Source organism: Vibrio sp. 10N.222.54.A3 (assembly GCF_041474095.1).
In the GTDB taxonomy this organism is placed as follows: Bacteria; Pseudomonadota; Gammaproteobacteria; order Enterobacterales; family Vibrionaceae; genus Vibrio; species Vibrio crassostreae_C.
On record NZ_JBFRTN010000015.1, the window covers coordinates 1 to 17,734 of the forward strand.

The following is a 17,734-nucleotide window of genomic DNA, read 5'->3' on the forward strand; positions in this document are numbered from 1 at the left end:
GCCTCCTCCTACTCGATTTCGCCTAACATGTTTCTCCAAAACTGTGATTAAGGTGGAATAATTTTCAAAAACACTCATAATGCACTCTGTTTTTCACCAGTTGGATATTTCCATTGAGCACTTCAAAATTCTCTTCAATCGCCCTTAAACCAGAGCTTCTAAACACGTTAGATTCTCTTGGTTATACTGAAATGACGCCTATCCAAGCGTTAAGTCTTCCTACTATCCTAAATGGCAAGGACGTTATCGGTCAGGGTAAAACGGGTTCAGGTAAAACAGCTGCTTTCGGTTTAGGCGTGCTGCAGAACCTACGCGTTAAGCGTTTCCGTGTTCAGTCTTTAGTGTTATGTCCGACTCGTGAGCTTGCAGACCAAGTAGCAAAAGAGATTCGTACTCTTGCTCGTGGTATTCACAACATTAAAGTGCTGACACTATGTGGCGGTATGCCAATGGGCCCACAGATTGGTTCACTAGAGCATGGCGCACACATTCTTGTGGGCACACCTGGTCGTATTCTTGATCACCTAGAGAAAGGCCGCATTGACCTGTCTGAGCTGAACACACTTGTGTTAGATGAAGCGGATCGCATGCTAGAGATGGGTTTCCAAGACGCTTTGGATGCTGTGATTGAAGCGGCGCCAAAAGAACGCCAAACTCTGCTATTCAGTGCGACTTTCCCTAAACAGATCAAATCTGTTGCAGACCGCATTATGCGCAATCCAGAAATGGTGAAGGTTGAATCAACACACGATCACTCAAGCATCCAACAACACTTCTACAAGTTAGAAGGTTCTGAAGCTCGTGATGACGCTCTAGAGTTGCTGTTACTTCATCACCAACCGGAGTCTGCGGTTGTGTTCTGTAACACTAAGAAAGAAGTGCAGAACGTAAACGATGAGCTAAGCCACCGCGGTTTCAGTGTTATCGAACTTCATGGTGACATGGAACAGCGTGAACGTGACCAAGCTTTGGTTCAGTTCTCAAACAAAACCATCTCGATTCTAGTGGCGACAGACGTTGCGGCTCGCGGTCTTGATGTTGATAACCTAGATGCTGTGTTCAACTTTGAATTGTCTCGCGACCCTGAAGTTCACGTACACCGTATTGGTCGTACTGGCCGTGCAGGAAGCAAAGGCGTAGCGATCAGCTTTTTTAGTGAAAAAGAGATGTACCGTGTTGCTCAAATTGATGAGTACATGGACATGCCAATCGAGCCATCTGAACTGCCAGCAAAACCAATTGCTAAGCCGTACTACTCAAACATGGTTACCATCCAAATTGATGGCGGTAAGAAAGCTAAGCTTCGTGCTGGTGATATTCTTGGCGCACTGACGGGCCAAGGCGGCATTGATGGTAAATCAGTAGGTAAGATCAATCTGTTTGCAATGCGTGCTTACGTAGCGGTAGAAAGATCTGTGGCTAAAAAAGCACTGAACAAAATCGAATCAGGTAAAATGAAGGGTCGTCAATTCCGCGCCCGAATCCTGAAGTAATTCGAGACTGAATCCCTTTGCTGCGATATGTCTAATTAACGACATTGCTAATTAATGGCATTGCAGTAAAGGGTGTTCCACAAAATGCCACTTAAGTTTCTTATCTTAGGTTTATCGACCTAGTCCTCTATACCAAAGCATTATTCATCGGGTCTTATCGAATAAAGATCGTTGATATGTTTTCCTTCGCTAAGATACCAAGTCATCGCTTCCTGTCGATTGTGAACCAATATCGTGATTGTGGTTATTGAACCATCATCAAAATAACAAAGCTCATATTCTAAATCGCTTGGATGATCAGGAATAGCGGCCATAGCTTCCCTCCCAAATATCAATCATTTTAAATACGTCAACCCAACTCATTTATAGGGTTCGTATCACGTCAAATGAGTAATAAAATCAAGTCACATCACTGCCATTAATTATTTTTAGTTTAATCATTTGCCTAAATAGCTAGATTAGCAAGTTTGGGTCTCAATTTATCTCAAAGTTCTTACGACCACTGTTTATTAAGACTACTTTTATAAGAGCTAGAATTAGCGTTATAAAAACTGGGCTAACCTTAAAGGGATGAGTTAATCGGTTTGTGGCTTTGTTGAATGTCGTGAGAGGGTAGAATGAGAAAGTGCCGGTGGTTAGTTTTAGTGATCTGTTTTCTATTTACTGGGTGCGGGACCAAGTTCGCCTATAACAATATAGGTTGGTTTGTCGTTAGCTATATAGAAGATTTTGTTTCCCTCTCAAATAGCCAAGAATCAGAGCTTGAAGAGCGATTAGATATATTACAGAAATGGCATAAAGAAACTCAGCTACCTCTGTACATCTCGCAATTAGAAGCGATTCAAAACGTAGATCGGTCGGATATGAATCCCGCTTTTATTGTGGGCCAAAGTGAACAAACGAAAGAGCATATTCGCACAATCGTCAATAAGTTCGCTCCAGATATTTACGCCTTGAGTATGCAGCTTAGCCCTAAGCAAGACAGGGAGTTTTTAAAGAACTTTCGTGAAAAGCAGCAAGACTATTATGAAGAAAGGTTGTCGTTGAACGATGACGATTCGAGAGAGCGATACCGAAACAGAATAGAAGAGCGTGCAGAACGGTGGTTAGGTTCAGTATCGAAAGAACAAAAACAGATTATTTTGGCTTGGTCTAAAGAGTGGGTAAATACCAATAGCAGTTGGCGACAATATCAAAACAACATCTATGAAGAGCTAACGACGCTGATGGCAAAGAAGAGCGACCTACATATTGCTCAGCCAATTATTATGAAGTTGCTTTTAAACAATGAAGCTTATTATCCTGCTGAACTTGAGCCGCAGCTTAACCAAAATATGGAAACATCAGCCAAGTTTTTAGTAGATATCGCCGCGACCAGCAGTAACAAGCAGTGGGCGTATTTTATGAATGAATTAGAAAGCCTCAAAGGAACGTTGAAGTCATTGCAAGAGTAGAGCGTCCCTTTTAAAGGCTAGCGGTTATTGTCGAGCTAGCCTTTCATCCCACTTTAAGGTGAATTTCGGAACCTAACCCCTGTTGCTCATCAGTAGTTTTGGAATCGAACCTTTGGCTGTCTTCGATATTTTCTGCATCAATTGGAAGCTCGGCTGTTGAATACCGTGGTCACTCTGCAGCTCATCGATCATTAATAACCACAACCTTGCTGTCATTTCTGAATCGGCTAACGCTCTGTGGAAAGTACCGTCGTTGTCGATATTTTTGAAACGCACAAGGTCGCCTAGCTTACGAGTTGGTGCGTCTTGGATTAGACGACGAGCTATCAACATTGAGCAAGCGAACTGTCCATTGTAATCGCGACCAATATTATCTAATTCCGCATCAAGAAAGCGCTTATCAAATGAGGCATTGTGAGCGACAAGTTGGCTGTCTTGAATGAAGTCTGCAAACTCATCCATCACTTCACTACAACTGGCCGCTGTGCTTAACATACGGTTACTGATTCCGGTATAACCTTCAATGAATCCACTCACACGAAATCCCGGGTTCATGAGCTGCTGGAAGGTGTCGACGACTTCGCCGTTAACGAGTTTAACCGCACCGATCTCAATCGCTCGGTCGCCCATATTTGGTGATAAGCCTGTGGTCTCGAAATCGAGAACGATAACGGAATCTGCGGAGTTTGGAGCCATCGTGTTTCCTAATTGCTGTTTGGTAGTATCGCTTTGTATGGGGCGTTTGGTGTTGCTATGGGTAAATCAGTTATTTGCTATTGCTGATAGTAAGTTCAGTGTAACCCGTCGAATCGTCATGCTCTCTGTTGAAGGTCAAGGTATCGTAGCGGTGAACAATCAATTCAGCCGTGGTCGCGATAATCCTCCCTTCAAGCAAATGCCCACCAATTACATTGCCATTCTCATCAGCAACGGAGATATGAATATGCTGGTGGTTTGGGGTTAGCGTTGCCATCACCGAGACTATTTCGAACGGAGCTTGAACTAGCTTGGTGTTGTTGGCATTAGCTAAGCGAATATTGAGTTGAGAAACACATCCGACACAAGAAGCGATAGAGCCTGCCGAGATGTTGTGCGCTGTCACTAGCCTCTGGATCTCTAGCTTTAGGTCTTGGCCGCGGGTTAATCTCGTTGCGATAGGAGTGATCATCTTATTGCCTCAACGTTATATGTATTTCAAAGAACAAAACGAAGCCACATAGGGCTTCGTTTTATTTTCATTTTGGCTAACGCGACTTTTCTTTTGGTTAATGCAACTTTGCATTTTCTGTCGCTGAAATTACTTAGTCTTGTTGCTGTTCTCTTTTCTTCTTAGGAACGAAGTTCAATACTGAAATGGGTACTTCTTTGCGTGGTTCGAAACCTTCAACAACGCGACGTTCAATCAAGTGACCAAGACGCTTTTCAATAATGCACAGGTTTTTGAAGTTATCTTTTGATAGGAAAGAGATCGCTTCGCCAGATGCATCAGCACGGCCTGTACGACCAATACGGTGAACATAATCATCTGCTGGGAATGGCATGTCGTAGTTCACTACGCGGCTTAGGTTGTCGATATCGATACCACGAGCAGCAACACCCGTCGCGACTAAGTATTTTAGGCGACCTTTCTTAAAGTCAGCCAAGATTTTTTCACGAATCGCTTGGCTACGTCCACTGTGGAAAGCTTCCGCTTGAATACCACGTTTCTCAAGTTGAGCAACCAACTTAGCCGCGCCGTGCTTGGTTTCGATAAAGATAAGCGCTTGGTCCCAGTTACCTTCGGTAATCATGTGGCTCAATAGTGCTGACTTACGGTCTTTATCTACCGTTACCAACCATTGCTCAATGTTCGCTTTAGACGCATCAGTCTTGGCAATCGAAATCTCTTCCGCTTCACTGATTGCACTTTTCGCTAGTGCACGCACTGGCGTTGAAAGCGTTGCCGAGAACAGCAGGTTTTGGATGTCTTGTGGTAGACGCGCGATGATCTTGTTGATGTCTTCAATGAAACCCATGTCTAGCATGCGGTCAGCTTCATCTAGAACCAGTACTTCCACTTCATCAAAGTGAACGGCACGTTGTCCGTACATGTCGATCAAACGACCTGGTGTTGCCACAAGAATATCCACGCCTTCAATAAGACGATCTTTCTGGTGTTGGTAAGACACGCCACCGTACATCGCTAGTGATGTTAGGTTTAGGAACTTCGCGTACTTAGTGATGTTCTGTTCAACCTGAACTGCCAGCTCACGCGTTGGTGTCAGGATAACTGCGCGGATACGTTTTTTACGCTGCGTTTCACCTTTGCTTAGCATTTCTAAGATAGGGAGAACAAAGCTCGCAGTTTTACCTGTACCTGTTTGTGCTGCAGCAATAAGGTTCTTACCAGAAAGAACAATCGGAATTGCTTTTTCTTGAATAGAGGTTGGCTTTTCATAGCCTTGTTTTGCAACGGCTTTAACAATAGGTGAGCTTAATCCAAGCTTGGAAAATGGCATAAGTTTCTCGGTATGATTTGGCTAAATAGCGATGGAAAGGTTCAACAATCTTATACAAGGATAAGATTAATGGCGGCATTCTACCATGTTGCTTGTGTACCGCTAGTAACATACACACTTTAGTTGGATAATACTGGCTCAATAGCACAACGATAAGGCAGGAATGTAGAGCAAATAGCAAATCCGGTGGAGGATTAATCTCCCACTTATTTTTGTCACTGAATATGCACGATCAGTGATTATTTTGTTTGCTAAAAGAGGTGTTTATAAATTAAGTTGGATCTTGATATTATTTATATCAACAGTTTCATACAGCATATTCCAACTTGAATGAGTAAATAGACCTCCCATTTGGGTTACAGCTATTCTCGTTCCTCTAGACGCTTAATTCGGATATCCATTGAACGACGCTAACTTACGTAGACTTCAGCAGCTTATTGCAAAGTATGAACTAGGTGAAGAGTATCACCTAACGATCGATGACCTAGAACACTCGCTATCGACTTCTCGTCGAAACACTTCGATCATTCTTAAATGCTTATCAGAATATCGCTGGATTTGTTGGATTCCGTCCAAAGGAAGAGGGAAGCTTAGCCAGTTTAGAATTTTGGTCAGCTTTCCCGAAGCATTAGAACAAGTGTTAGCGCTTCAGTTAGAGCAAGGGTGTTTTAACGTTATTCCCCGCCTTCTAGAAAGCTATGGTGATGCTGCAATAAAGGCACTGACGCTAGCGACTGAAAAACATAGTCTGTTCAATCAACAACATGACCATTTGCTGATCACTCAATATCCGTGGGTCGATAACCTTGAGCCAGCAAAAACATACCGAACCGCCGAACATCACATCTTAAGAAGTCTCTACAATACGTTACTCGTCCAAGACCATGAGGGAAATCCCCAAGCGAGCCTCGCGCACCATTGGAAGGTGGAAGGGCGATTTCTGCATTTTTGGTTGAGACCGAATGTGTTATTCCATGACGGTGAAACTTTAACGGCCAAAGATGTTGCTCAATGTTTGTTGCAGCTAAAAAATATCGAAGGGCCAGTACAGTCTTTATTTGATCAGGTCAGTGATGTTCAAGTGGTGGGTGATAAACAACTGACTATTGAGCTGACACACGCAAACCCAATGTTTCTCTATGCTTTGACTAGCCCACACTCGTCTATTTACCGCTGCAAGCGTACTTATTTTTCGAGCGGGCGCAGTGCCTATATCGGAACCGGACCTTTCTCATTAGACGATTGGAGCGAAGAGTGCTTGGTTCTTAAACGTCACCGAGGTTACTTTGCTCAAAATGCCTTGTTAGAACAGATAACGCTCACCGACATAGAAGGTTTGAATGATCACACCCTGAGTTTTAATCAATCTGGCGTAGCAGAAGAAACCACAATCAATGCACTTTCGTATCTTGCGGTTAATCGTAGAGAAAACTCGGGCATAACCCCTGAAGAACTCGACAGGTTGGTATCGTTTATCAAGTCCAGCAGTAAAGAGTTTGATGCTGATATGGTGACGGATGATCTGTCTTTCTCGCCGAGTAAATTAACATCCAGCAATCCCATTCCTATTTTGACGGGCACGGTTGTATTAACACGACCTAGAATGACGATTCCTTTACTTCAAGATATGGCGGACTGGCTGCAACAAACGATTGTAAAAACGGGTGTCGCTATTGAAGTTGTTGAGCTTACCAATATCAGTGACCCTAGCTCCATGAGTGAGTCGGCAGACTTGTTATTTATTGAAGAAGTTATCGAACAGCCAAAAGAGTATGGTCTTTACGATTGGCTACTTGCTTCATCTGGTCTTAGGTTCATTTTCAACAATTCGGAGATGAAGGCGCATTGCGAGAGAGTAAGAGCTGCTGTCAGTGGCGAGGACCCGATGAGCGACTTGAAAGAGATTGAAGGTTCGCTTTATCAACAGAAGTTACTTTGTCCGTTATTTCACGGCAAAGAGAAGGTTTTTAATAGTGTTGAGGTTCATGGGGTAGAGATTAACCAAACCGGTTATAGTGATTTTTATAAGCTTTGGATAGCTTCGAACGAGAAGTAATTAGTCCATTTTTAACCCCATTTCCCTATCTTTTAGTTTCTGTTCAAAATGAAAACATGCACGAATCGGCTATCACCCTTTCGTGTTTCTTTCTAATGCCAATCGCTATTATGGCTGGCTATGACTATCACAGTCATTTCCGGTCATCCCCCCAACGACAATTCCATTTATAATGTATTTCATTAGGATCTAATCGAATGAAACTTAAGCTTATTTCTATCGCACTTATAGCTGTTGGCCTTACGGCTTGTGGCGGAGGAGGCGGTGGTAGCAACACAAGTGCTCCTGATCCTCAAACGAGAACCTTACAAGGTGTCGCCATTGACGGGTATATTTCCGGGGCGACCGCGTTTCTAGATATCAATTATAATGGCGTATTAGATGAAGGTGAGCCTAGCAGTGTCACGGACGATGAGGGCAGCTATGAGCTATCTTTGACGGGCTCTAACTCAGACTGTATGGACTACGCTCCAATCGTAGTGAACGTGCCAGTAGGCGCTATTGATGCAGACAGCCCAAACACACCGATTACTGAACCTTATCAGTTAATCTTTCCGCCAGTCATGACGGTGAGTTCTGAGCAAGAAATTAAGTCGACTACGCCACTGACAACTGTTTTATGGAATCAGATCCAAGCCGACTGGTATAAAGGTGGTTTAAACAGTTGCTCTGCTTTGAAGCAAGCCGTGAACACCCAAAATAGCATTATCCAAAATGTGAAAGAGCATGACTTCCGAATTGCGAACCGATACAACATCGCAGTAGAGGACTTGTATGGTGATTTCGTTAAAGATCAAAATACTGAGCTCTACGATTTAGCGCAGAAGATGATGCCTGCCATTAAAAAGTCGTATCAAGAGACCAAAGAGATTCAAAAAGAGAACCCGACAGCCCAGCAAGCTTATGTTGACTATTACTGGCAGCATTGGGATTACTCCAAGAAGAACGAAATTAATAAGTGGTATAAAGTTAAAACAGTGATGACTGCGGATAAGCTGATTGTCATTGAACATGAAGTTTCAGCTGACTTGCAGACAGAACTGGCGTTAAATAAGCATATTGAGCGTAATAGCCAAAAGAAAAATGGTTTGGAATATGACAAAGAAGCTTGGTTCTCATTGGATAGTGATGGAACGGAATATTCATGTTCGGTGAAAGAGACCATCAAGCAACAGATTTTACCTAACTCACTCGCGACCTTTGGTGTGTTGAACCGTGGTTGGTCTAAACAACCTGATTGGGACAGTTGTTCACGTCAAAATGTCGGTGCTGGATTCATGCAAACCTTGTCGGCAGATCTTGTCGGTGACTACAAAGATCAGTTTACCCAAGTACAAGCGAAATTTAATTTTGAGAATAACGCACCACATCCCGAGTGGGTTAATCTCGGTGATTCATTGGATAGAGTGTCGCGCAGCGACTTTGATGCACTCAACTACCTATCGGTAGATTTTAATGACAACAGTTCATATGGTTCTGACAGCTGGAACCGACATAAGTATGCGTTCATTGAAAATACACCGTTTGATTATACTCAGACGATAACGTCTAAATATTCTCAAGGGAACTGGACTAAAGGTTATTATTACCAGAATGGGACAAGTTTATTTGAGTGTTCAAATGATGGTGTGAATTGGTCAAAAGAGACTTGTAAGTAACGCTGCCGAAGTCGTGACTAAATAATTTTAGATACCTTTATGCAATAAAAAAATCCAGTGTCGACAAGGCACTGGATTTTTAGTTTTGGTTGATCGCTATCTAGCTTTAGTTTATCGAAAGAGCCTAAGCAATCTCAATCTTCTCAGCTTGGTTCTGTTCAACCATAGACAGTGCTAGCGCTTCCGCCGCTTTAATACCGTCGATACCAGCAGACAGGATACCGCCTGCGTAGCCTGCACCTTCACCTGCAGGGAAGAAGCCCTTAAGGTTGATGCTTTGGTAGTCTTTGCCACGTTTGATGCAGACAGGAGAAGACGTACGAGTCTCAACACCTGTTAGTAGACCGTCTGGCGTAGAGAAACCTTTGATCTTCTTCTCGAACGCTGGGATTGCTTCACGAATCGCTTCGATAGCAAAATCAGGCAGCGCTTTTGAAATGTCAGTTAGGTGGATACCTGGTGTGAATGATGGTTTTACTTCACCGATTTCACTTGGATCGCGACCTTTCAGGAAGTCACCGATTTTCTGTGCAGGGGCATCGTAGTTCTCGCCACCTAGAACATAAGCGGCACTTTCTAACTCACGTTGTAAGCGGATACCTGCTAGTGCGTCACCTGGGTAATCACGTTCTGGGTCGATACCCACAACGATGGCACTGTTTGCGTTACGTTCTGCACGAGAGTATTGGCTCATGCCGTTAGTTACTACGCGGCCTTCTTCAGACGTTGCAGCAACCACAGTACCACCTGGGCACATACAGAAGCTGTATACAGTGCGGCCATTCTTACAGTGGTGAACGAGTTTGTAGTCCGCAGCACCTAGGATTGGGTTGCCTGCGTTCTTACCGAAACGAGCTTCATCGATCATCGATTGCTTGTGTTCGATACGGAAACCAACAGAGAAAGGCTTCGCTTCCATGTAAACGCCACGATCGTACAGCATTTCAAACGTGTCACGAGCACTGTGGCCAACAGCCAATACCACGTGACGAGATTTGATCTCTTCACCGTTAGAAAGCGTTAGGCCAGTGATTTGACCATCTTCCATATGAACGTCGTCAACACGAGTGCTGAAACGGATTTCGCCACCAAGTTCAATGATAGAAGCGCGCATCTTTTCGATCATGGTAACCAGTTTAAAGGTACCGATGTGCGGCTTACTTACGTATAGAATTTCTTCTGGTGCACCCGCAGCAACGAACTCTTCAATTACTTTACGGCCGTAGTGCTTTGGATCTTTAACTTGGCTGTACAGCTTACCGTCAGAGAAAGTACCTGCGCCGCCTTCACCAAACTGTACGTTTGATTCTGTGTTCAGCGTACGCTTACGCCAGAAACCAAAGGTATCTTTCGTACGCTCACGAACTTCTTTACCACGCTCAACGATGATTGGGTTGAAACCCATTTGAGCAAGCACTAGGCCAGCGAATAGACCACATGGGCCAAAACCGATAACCACAGGGCGCTCAGTTTGGTTCTCAACCGCTTTAGCAACAAACTTGTACTCCATATCAGGAGTCACTTTTACGTGCGGGTCGCTAATGAATTGTTCTAACAACTCAGCTTCGTTTTCAACGAGAACGTCAAGCGTGTAGATAAGTAAGATCTTTGATTTCTTACGAGCATCGTAGCCACGTTTAAAGATATTAAAAGAGAGTACCTGATCAGAGTTAATACCAAGTTTCGCTTCAATAGCGTCTTGAATAGCAGACTCTTCATGGTCTAGTGGGAGTTTAATTTCGGTTAAACGTATCATTTCGATGTCTCGTTTTTATAGGTGTCTTAGCTAGATCGTTTCTTAATACAGAGTTTGATGGAAACGCTGATGTTCAAAGAAGCGATAAGCTCACAATGGCGCGCATTTTACGAGAAATTGATTTATCTGTCATACTAATTTGGAAACATGGAGCAAATAGACACGATATTAGAGCCGTATGATGTTGAATTTTGCTTTGGGATGAGTATTATCCCCATTCTTCAATTTTGACTAACTTATAGAGCAGAGCATCATGGCATTTGTCGTAGGCGATAATTGTATTCAATGTAAATACACAGACTGTGTGGCAGTGTGCCCCGCAGATGCGTTCCATGAAGGCCCAAATTTCATGGTAATCAACCCAGTCGAATGTATTGATTGTGGCTTGTGTGTACCTGAATGTGATGCTCAAGCAATCTTCCAAGAAGACGAACTGCCAGAAGATCAAAAGATCTTCATCGAAGTGAACGCAGAGCTCGCTGAGATTTGGCCTGTGCAAACGGAAGTAAAAGCACCAATGGATGACGCTGAAAAGTGGAATGGTGTGTGTGATAAGTTGGCAATGCTAGAAAAGTAATTGTTGAAAAGAACTCAAATAAAAAGGCGTACTGATTTAATCAATACGCCTTTTTTAATATCTGAACACTGTCGATTGGCTAGTTAGCTTAGAGGTCTAGCAGTGCTGACGACGCATGTTGTCGAGAATAATGCCTGTCGCCATTGCAACGTTCAAAGACTCTGCGCCACCGAATGCTGGAATCGTAATCTTATCAGTCACGTATTTAGCCGCGTGTTCACGGATGCCGTGAGACTCACTGCCCATCAATAAAATGCCGTTAGCAGTAAACTCAGTCTTATGAACACTTTCGCCTTCTAAGAAAGCACCGTAAACCGGTAGGTTCGCTTGCTCTAAGTAAGCTGGTAAGTCTGTTTGGCTTACGTGTACGCGGCCAAAGCTGCCCATAGTCGCGCTGATCGTTTTAGGGTTGTATGGGTCTGCGCAATCGCTGCTCGCAACGATATGCTTGATGCCGTACCAGTCTGCTACGCGAATAATCGTACCTAGGTTGCCAGGGTCTGAAACGCCATCAAGCGCAATCATCAGTCCTGTTGCTTCTGGTAGTTCAAACGTTGGGATCTCAACAACCGCAATCGCTGCGTTGTTACTGACCAAAGTGCTCGCTTTGGTTAGATCATCCAGCGAGGCTTCAACACAATCAAACTCAATCAGTGAAGCATGATTTTCAGATAAGAAATCAGCGGTAGCAAAGACATTCTTCACCACTAAGTCACTATTGAACAGCTCAAGAACGTTCTTTTCACCTTGAACTAGAAACAGGCCGTGGGCTTTACGTTGTTTCTTTTGACCCAAAGCACGAAGGAGTTTTAATTGGTTTTTTGAAATCATGTTTTTATCCTAGATATAAGCCCGCGCATTATAGAGCAAAGGTTAGCGAACCAAAAGCGTGATAGCTCAATGCGATCCATATAAAAAGCAAAAGCGATCCACTTAAAAAAGAAAAGCGCACTAAATAGCGCGCTCTTATGGGATTTACTTACTTAAGTTAAGCTGAACTGACAGCCTAATACGGAGCAGGGTAGCGCTTAAAGACTGTGTTGATATCAGTCAGGATCTCTTCTGATAACGGTTTACTGAAAGCGGCTACGTTCTCTTTTAGCTGCTCCATGGTCGTTGCACCAATGATAGTGGACGTCACCCCATCAACTTGATTACACCAAGCCAATGCCAGTTGGCTTGGAGTGAACCCGTGAGCATTCGCCACTTCAACATAGCCTTTAACCGCTTCATTGGCAGATTCAGTATCACGAAAAATGCCTTTACGTTGCATGTAAGTCCAACGGCTGCCTTCCGGTCTTGCGCCATCGATGTACTTTCCACTCAACATGCCTGCAGCTAAAGGTGACCATGGCAGGTAAGCGACATCTTCATGCACACAGTTCTCAATCAGATATGGCCAGTCTTTTGCGTGCAGCAAGCTAAATTCATTCTGAATCGAAACCATACGTGGCAAATCGTGTTTCTCGCTCAGCTTGAGGTATGTGTTAATGCCCCAAGTAGAATCATCTGAAAGCCCGACATGGCGAATTTTCCCCGCCTTAATGCAGCTTGCCAGTGCTTGTAGGATTTCCAACATCTCAGCTTCATGCTGCTTTCGGTCAATATCACTGAATCGAATGTGATTCGGGAAATGCTTACCAAAGTGAGGCGTTGTACGATTTGGCCAATGAAGTTGGTAAAGGTCGATATAGTCTGTTTGTAGGCGTTTTAATGATGCGTCAACGGCTGCGATCACCGCTTCACCCGTTATCGGGCCGCCATCTCGAACCCAAGGAAGCCCTGGCCCGGCAATTTTGCTCGCAATGATCAACTCTTGTCGACGCTGTGGGTTACGCGATAACCAGTTACCAATGATCGCTTCTGTTTTTCCGTAGGTATCTGGAGAAGGTGGAACCGCGTACATCTCTGCAGTATCGATAAAGTTAATACCTTGGCTTAATGCGTATTCGATCTGTTGGTCGGCTTGCTGCTGCGTATTTTGTAGCCCCCAAGTCATGCTGCCAAGACAGATACGGGAAACGGGAATTTGACTACTTCCTAGCTTTGAATATTCCATTGAATTCGGGGTTCCTGTGGTTAGGTTCTCTGGTACTCGCATTATAGTTTTGAAAAGAGGGCGAGTGAGGAATGAAAACGAATATGAATTATTAGCACAAAATGACACGACAAGGTATGGCATCGGGGAGTTTAGTGAGTCATTTCTCAGCGCTGCAAGCTAGTGTGTGCAATGCGTGAAAATACATTCGCGAGAAACTATGAGCCAATTGGTGATCGAGAAGTGAAGAACAACAAGCAATGAGCGAAGGTTTAATGTTCAGCTTGTTTGGGAGTGGGGGAGAGGAGAACAGATCAAAAATAAAAAAAGCTCTACCGGATAGAGCGTAGAGCTTTTTTATAGGGGTCTTAATAGTGCTAGGTATTCATTGAGTTACGAGGTCGCGTTTGTGTCTAATCCACCCTGGATCTGCGCCTGTCTTAGAGCTTCCTGCCTTTGAACTTCTTTCTCAGTTAATACTGGTCGAAGCGTTTCCTCAGAGGCTTGAGGAGAGAAAATGAAATATTTATTAATCGTCATAACTGTGTCTCCGTGTAACGTATGACAGATTCTGCATCAAGGATAAATTGTGATCATCATCCACTTTGTACTTTTGTTAGGCTGAGAGCGGAGGGCGTAGAATGCGTACAAAGCGATCTCTTATCATCCGTATGCAATGTTGAACTGACGAAACCCTCTGTTTTCAAGTATAGGAAGCGCATCTAATTTCGCACAATAATGATTTAGAGCAATTACATACATGGTCAGGGGCGTAAGATGAAAACCCTCGCTACTGACTCTGTGCTCGTATTTATTTAACGATGTATCACTTATCGACATAATAATTAAGTCAGTAAATCAATTACTTAATCCATGGTGAGATGAATTATGGAAAAGCTTGTAGAACGTTTTCTGAATTACGTTACTTTTGATACCAAATCCGATCCTTCTAATCAGCAATGCCCAAGTTCACCGGGTCAAATTACCTTTGCTGAAGCCTTAAAGTTAGAATTGGTGGCATTAGACTTAGTTGATGTGTCTTTAGATGACAATGGATACTTGATGGCGAAACTGCCGTCGAATGTCGATTACGATGTGCCTGCGATTGGCTTTGTGGCGCACATGGATACCGCTCCTGACGCATCAGGCGCCAACGTGAAACCACAAGTGATTAAAGATTACCGAGGTGGAACGATTGAATTAGGGGAAAGTGGCGAGAGTTTGAACCCAAGCCAGTATCCAGATCTTGATTCTTTACATGGTCACGACCTGATTACGACTGACGGCACAACTCTGCTTGGTGCCGACAACAAAGCGGGCATCGCTGAAATCATCAGTGCAATTGCTTACCTGAAAGCGAATCCAGACATCAAACACGGCGACATCTGCATTGGTTTCACGCCGGATGAAGAGATTGGTCGCGGTGCGAACCTGTTTGACGTTGAAAAATTTGGCGCCGAGTGGGCGTACACCATTGATGGTGGCCCAGTAGGGGAGTTGGAATTTGAGAACTTCAATGCCACGAGCGCCGATGTTATCTGTCATGGCGTGAACGTTCACCCGGGCACCGCAAAAGATAAAATGGTGAACTCGATGAACATTGCAGCGCAATTCCAATTGATGATGCCTGCGCAAGAAACACCAGAGTGCACAGAAGGTTATGAAGGCTTCTACCACCTGAAATCGGCGGAAATGGGTGTGGCTCGCTCTGAACTGGGATACATCATCCGTGATTTTGAACGTGAGGGTGTAGAAGCGCGTAAAGCATTCATGCAGCAGAAAGTCGATGAGCTGAATGAGCGCCTTGAGAAAGGCCGTGTTGAGCTGGTGCTAACCGATAGCTACTTCAACATGAAAGAGATGGTTGAACCGCATCAACATATTATTGAATTGGCCAAGCAGGCGATGATTGAGTGCAATGTCGAGCCAATGGTTAAACCAATCCGAGGTGGTACAGACGGTGCTCGCTTATCTTTCATGGGGCTACCATGTCCGAATATCTTTACTGGCGGTTACAACTTCCACGGTATTCATGAGTTCATTACCATTCAAGGCATGGAGCAAGCGGTAAAAGTAATTGTCGAATTGTCTCAACGTACGGCAACTCATTACCAAAAATAGAACATTAGAGCGTTATATCTCTTTGTATTTTTGAGAGTATTCAATAATACTCTCTTTAAGTATAAGGGAGTACGCGATGAAAAAGTTAGTTTTACTTTGCACCCACTTAGCCGTGGGTGCTGTTGGTATTGGGCTTGGTGTTTATGCGCTACCTATTTTGATTGAGCCTGATTCTCCTTCCTCAAGTTCCGTCGAAGCGATCAGTCAGCAGGCTATCTACACAGGTGAGTTTACCAAAGACCGAGAAGACAGTGATTTCTTGCATTGGGGAGAAGGCATCGTCTCTGTATCTGAAAGTGCGATTGCTTTTGAGGGCGAACTGGCGCCGGGGCCAGACTACAAGATCTACCTCTCGCCTAAGTTTATTGAAACCGAACAAGCTTTTAATGACAGTAAGAACGAGTTACTCAGAGTTGGAGATGTGAAAACATTCGACCGTTTTATGGTTGAGCTGCCTGAAGATATTGATCTTAATCGATTTAATACCGTTGTGATTTGGTGTGAAACTTTTGGCCAATTTATTACTTCTGCCCAGATAAAATGATAGCCTTAGCTAGGCTGGTACCAGAATGAACACGAGCGCTCCGGAGTTGAGCGCTTTTTCATAGCTCTGATATTAGCGGCTTTCTTGTAAAGCTAATCGTTGTAAAGCTAACTGTTGTAATGCTAAGGATTAAGTAATGGAAAAAGTGTGGCAAGTAATAGATTTCCTACTCGCTCATAAGTTTATTTTTAGTGCGTTGATTATCACTATTATTTTGATCATTCGCCGAATCACCTTGTCTCAAATAAGAGGTGATGTTGCTTTCCTTAGCGAAGACCAACGTAACTGGATGTCACGAACCAAAAACGGCACATTCGCGATTATTGTTGTGACGTTATTTGTGTTGTGGAAATCCGAAATCAGTGAGTTTGCACTGTCTGTCACGGCCATTGCTGTTGCGATAGTAGTGGCTTCAAAAGAGATCATTTTGTGTTTCACCGGTTCTATTCAGCGTGCGAGTTCTCGCTCATTTAGAATCGGCGACTGGATCGAAGTGGGTAAAATAAGCGGTGAGGTGATTGAGCACAATTTGATGGCGACTGTGATTCAAGAAATCGATTTGTATCATGGGCAATATCACTTCACTGGTAAGACAGCCACGCTGCCTAATAGTATGTTCTTCACCTATCCGGTAAAGAACCTCAACTTTATGAAGCGCTATGTTTATCATAACTTTTTTGTGACGGTGAAAGACTTTGTAAACCTATACCCTATGGTGCCGGGTCTTATTGTGAAAATTGAAGAGCATTGCGAAGAGTTTATCGATGTTGCTCGCCGTTACAACGGTGTGATCGAAAAGCACGCTGGTGTTGACCTTCCGGGTTCTGAGCCTCACATCCATATCACAAGCAGTTCGACAGGTGAGCAAGAAGTCCATTTTATGATTTTCTGTCCAACCGAGAAGGCGGTTCATCTAGAGCAAGAGATTCGTAAAGATTTCATGGAAGCATACGCTGAAGCATTTCCTGTCAGTGCTTAATCCTGCAGTCCGCTGAGCCCCAAACAAAAGAAAGCCGAGAGCGATAATATCGACTCTCGGCTTTTTTGTTCTAACTATCTGTTCGTTTAATCTAGGTCAGCCAGTGGCAACCAATCGACTTTTACGCCTGCTTGTTCAAACATATCTTGGCTCACTTTGATTTTGTCTCCCCAGCGAGAAAGAAAGTCTTCACTTTGCTCTGGGCAGTGAACCGCAGAAATACCGGTTTGGATGATTTTCGCTGCACAGTTCGGACAAGGGAAGTGGGTTACCCATATTTCACAACTGTCCAAATCACGCTTAGCGAATAGAATCGCATTTTCTTCAGCGTGAAGTGTCTTTAGGTACTTCATCTCTCTGTCATCAGTATCCGCACTATCAGACACGCCATGTGGGTAGCCATTAAAGCCAACGGAAACAATACGGTTGTGCTTAGTGATTACGGCGCCGACTTGAGTTGAAGGATCTTTACTCCAAGAACCGACCAATTCCGCCATTTGATAGAAACGTTTAGCCCATTTTGAAATCATGAGAATTCCTTAACAATTAAATGTGAATGC

17 protein-coding genes are annotated in these 17,734 nt (G+C 43.8%); 8 read left to right on the forward strand and 9 right to left on the reverse strand.

Features of this window, described 5'->3' with window-relative positions:
- The first annotated feature begins 113 nt into the window (after positions 1-113).
- Positions 114-1,493 (forward strand): ATP-dependent RNA helicase DbpA, encoded by a 1,380-nt coding sequence (gene dbpA, locus AB4507_RS03960; RefSeq protein WP_017064348.1) that lies wholly within the window; start codon positions 114-116, stop codon positions 1,491-1,493.
- A 140-nt stretch (positions 1,494-1,633) separates the two neighbouring features.
- Here dbpA and AB4507_RS03965 read toward each other — a convergent pair whose 3' ends face one another.
- Positions 1,634-1,807 (reverse strand): hypothetical protein, encoded by a 174-nt coding sequence (locus AB4507_RS03965; RefSeq protein WP_017064349.1) that lies wholly within the window; start codon positions 1,805-1,807, stop codon positions 1,634-1,636.
- A gap of 303 nt (positions 1,808-2,110) precedes the next feature.
- Here AB4507_RS03965 and AB4507_RS03970 point away from each other — a divergent pair, with 303 nt between their 5' ends.
- On the forward strand, positions 2,111-2,947 hold the full coding sequence (locus AB4507_RS03970) for a DUF6279 family lipoprotein (RefSeq protein ID WP_372182255.1): 837 nt from the start codon (positions 2,111-2,113) through the stop codon (positions 2,945-2,947).
- 72 nt (positions 2,948-3,019) lie between these two features.
- On the opposite strand, the gene AB4507_RS03975 is transcribed toward AB4507_RS03970, so the two are convergent.
- The 3 genes from AB4507_RS03975 to AB4507_RS03985 form a co-directional block, all read right to left on the reverse strand.
- A complete protein-coding gene (locus AB4507_RS03975) occupies positions 3,020-3,643 on the reverse strand; it encodes a PolC-type DNA polymerase III (protein WP_372182256.1) in 624 nt (207 codons plus the stop codon).
- 70 nt (positions 3,644-3,713) lie between these two features.
- Positions 3,714-4,115: a PPC domain-containing DNA-binding protein gene (locus AB4507_RS03980; RefSeq protein ID WP_372182257.1), complete on the reverse strand. Its 402-nt coding sequence runs from the start codon at positions 4,113-4,115 to the stop codon at positions 3,714-3,716.
- A 133-nt stretch (positions 4,116-4,248) separates the two neighbouring features.
- Positions 4,249-5,445, reverse strand: coding sequence for a DEAD/DEAH box helicase (locus AB4507_RS03985; protein ID WP_017064352.1), 1,197 nt, complete (start codon positions 5,443-5,445; stop codon positions 4,249-4,251).
- Positions 5,446-5,845: 400 nt separating this feature from the next.
- Here AB4507_RS03985 and AB4507_RS03990 point away from each other — a divergent pair, with 400 nt between their 5' ends.
- Together AB4507_RS03990 and AB4507_RS03995 are read left to right on the forward strand one after the other, a co-directional pair.
- The gene (locus AB4507_RS03990) at positions 5,846-7,501 is read left to right on the forward strand and encodes an ABC transporter substrate-binding protein (protein WP_372138032.1); all 1,656 of its coding nucleotides are present in this window, start codon (positions 5,846-5,848) and stop codon (positions 7,499-7,501) included.
- Between the two features lie 197 nt (positions 7,502-7,698).
- On the forward strand, positions 7,699-9,159 hold the full coding sequence (locus tag AB4507_RS03995; RefSeq protein ID WP_372182258.1) for a hypothetical protein: 1,461 nt from the start codon (positions 7,699-7,701) through the stop codon (positions 9,157-9,159).
- A 124-nt stretch (positions 9,160-9,283) separates the two neighbouring features.
- Here the strand turns inward: AB4507_RS03995 and AB4507_RS04000 are convergent, their stop codons facing one another.
- The gene (locus tag AB4507_RS04000) at positions 9,284-10,915 is read right to left on the reverse strand and encodes an NAD(P)/FAD-dependent oxidoreductase (RefSeq protein ID WP_372128159.1); all 1,632 of its coding nucleotides are present in this window, start codon (positions 10,913-10,915) and stop codon (positions 9,284-9,286) included.
- A gap of 253 nt (positions 10,916-11,168) precedes the next feature.
- On the opposite strand from AB4507_RS04000, the gene fdxA reads away from it, so the two are divergent.
- Positions 11,169-11,492: a ferredoxin FdxA gene (gene fdxA / locus AB4507_RS04005; protein ID WP_017064356.1), complete on the forward strand. Its 324-nt coding sequence runs from the start codon at positions 11,169-11,171 to the stop codon at positions 11,490-11,492.
- Between the two features lie 96 nt (positions 11,493-11,588).
- On the opposite strand, the gene AB4507_RS04010 is transcribed toward fdxA, so the two are convergent.
- The 3 genes from AB4507_RS04010 to AB4507_RS04020 all read right to left on the reverse strand — a co-directional run bounded on the left by AB4507_RS04010 (position 11,589) and on the right by AB4507_RS04020 (position 14,070).
- Positions 11,589-12,323 (reverse strand): RNA methyltransferase, encoded by a 735-nt coding sequence (locus AB4507_RS04010; RefSeq protein WP_102320729.1) that lies wholly within the window; start codon positions 12,321-12,323, stop codon positions 11,589-11,591.
- A 175-nt stretch (positions 12,324-12,498) separates the two neighbouring features.
- On the reverse strand, positions 12,499-13,551 hold the full coding sequence (locus tag AB4507_RS04015) for an aldo/keto reductase (RefSeq protein WP_032545660.1): 1,053 nt from the start codon (positions 13,549-13,551) through the stop codon (positions 12,499-12,501).
- 372 nt (positions 13,552-13,923) lie between these two features.
- Positions 13,924-14,070, reverse strand: a complete 147-nt coding sequence (locus AB4507_RS04020; RefSeq protein ID WP_017059486.1) for a hypothetical protein — start codon at positions 14,068-14,070, stop codon at positions 13,924-13,926.
- 348 nt (positions 14,071-14,418) lie between these two features.
- Between AB4507_RS04020 and pepT the strand changes: the two genes are divergently transcribed.
- The 3 genes from pepT to AB4507_RS04035 all read left to right on the forward strand — a co-directional run bounded on the left by pepT (position 14,419) and on the right by AB4507_RS04035 (position 17,174).
- Positions 14,419-15,651 (forward strand): peptidase T, encoded by a 1,233-nt coding sequence (gene pepT, locus AB4507_RS04025; protein ID WP_017059487.1) that lies wholly within the window; start codon positions 14,419-14,421, stop codon positions 15,649-15,651.
- Positions 15,652-15,727: 76 nt separating this feature from the next.
- Positions 15,728-16,195 carry a DM13 domain-containing protein gene (locus AB4507_RS04030; protein ID WP_372182259.1) on the forward strand — a complete coding sequence of 156 codons (468 nt, stop codon included), beginning with the start codon at positions 15,728-15,730 and terminating at the stop codon, positions 16,193-16,195.
- Positions 16,196-16,331: 136 nt separating this feature from the next.
- Positions 16,332-17,174, forward strand: a complete 843-nt coding sequence (locus tag AB4507_RS04035) for a mechanosensitive ion channel family protein (protein WP_372133027.1) — start codon at positions 16,332-16,334, stop codon at positions 17,172-17,174.
- Positions 17,175-17,260: 86 nt separating this feature from the next.
- Here AB4507_RS04035 and AB4507_RS04040 read toward each other — a convergent pair whose 3' ends face one another.
- On the reverse strand, positions 17,261-17,704 hold the full coding sequence (locus AB4507_RS04040) for a dCMP deaminase family protein (protein WP_017059490.1): 444 nt from the start codon (positions 17,702-17,704) through the stop codon (positions 17,261-17,263).
- Positions 17,705-17,734 lie beyond the last annotated feature (30 nt).

Bases quoted from the DNA above. Each gene is read 5' to 3' on its own strand.
- AB4507_RS03965 (WP_017064349.1), bottom strand. From the start codon at position 1,807: ATGGCCGCTATTCCTGATCATCCAAGCGATTTAGAATATGAGCTTTGT.
- AB4507_RS03970 (WP_372182255.1), top strand. From the start codon at position 2,111: ATGAGAAAGTGCCGGTGGTTAGTTTTAGTGATCTGTTTTCTATTTACT.
- AB4507_RS03975 (WP_372182256.1), bottom strand. From the start codon at position 3,643: ATGGCTCCAAACTCCGCAGATTCCGTTATCGTTCTCGATTTCGAGACC.
- AB4507_RS03980 (WP_372182257.1), bottom strand. From the start codon at position 4,115: ATGATCACTCCTATCGCAACGAGATTAACCCGCGGCCAAGACCTAAAG.
- AB4507_RS03985 (WP_017064352.1), bottom strand. From the start codon at position 5,445: ATGCCATTTTCCAAGCTTGGATTAAGCTCACCTATTGTTAAAGCCGTT.
- AB4507_RS03995 (WP_372182258.1), top strand. From the start codon at position 7,699: ATGAAACTTAAGCTTATTTCTATCGCACTTATAGCTGTTGGCCTTACG.
- AB4507_RS04000 (WP_372128159.1), bottom strand. From the start codon at position 10,915: ATGATACGTTTAACCGAAATTAAACTCCCACTAGACCATGAAGAGTCT.
- fdxA (WP_017064356.1), top strand. From the start codon at position 11,169: ATGGCATTTGTCGTAGGCGATAATTGTATTCAATGTAAATACACAGAC.
- AB4507_RS04010 (WP_102320729.1), bottom strand. From the start codon at position 12,323: ATGATTTCAAAAAACCAATTAAAACTCCTTCGTGCTTTGGGTCAAAAG.
- AB4507_RS04015 (WP_032545660.1), bottom strand. From the start codon at position 13,551: ATGGAATATTCAAAGCTAGGAAGTAGTCAAATTCCCGTTTCCCGTATC.
- AB4507_RS04020 (WP_017059486.1), bottom strand. From the start codon at position 14,070: ATGACGATTAATAAATATTTCATTTTCTCTCCTCAAGCCTCTGAGGAA.
- pepT (WP_017059487.1), top strand. From the start codon at position 14,419: ATGGAAAAGCTTGTAGAACGTTTTCTGAATTACGTTACTTTTGATACC.
- AB4507_RS04030 (WP_372182259.1), top strand. From the start codon at position 15,728: ATGAAAAAGTTAGTTTTACTTTGCACCCACTTAGCCGTGGGTGCTGTT.
- AB4507_RS04035 (WP_372133027.1), top strand. From the start codon at position 16,332: ATGGAAAAAGTGTGGCAAGTAATAGATTTCCTACTCGCTCATAAGTTT.
- AB4507_RS04040 (WP_017059490.1), bottom strand. From the start codon at position 17,704: ATGATTTCAAAATGGGCTAAACGTTTCTATCAAATGGCGGAATTGGTC.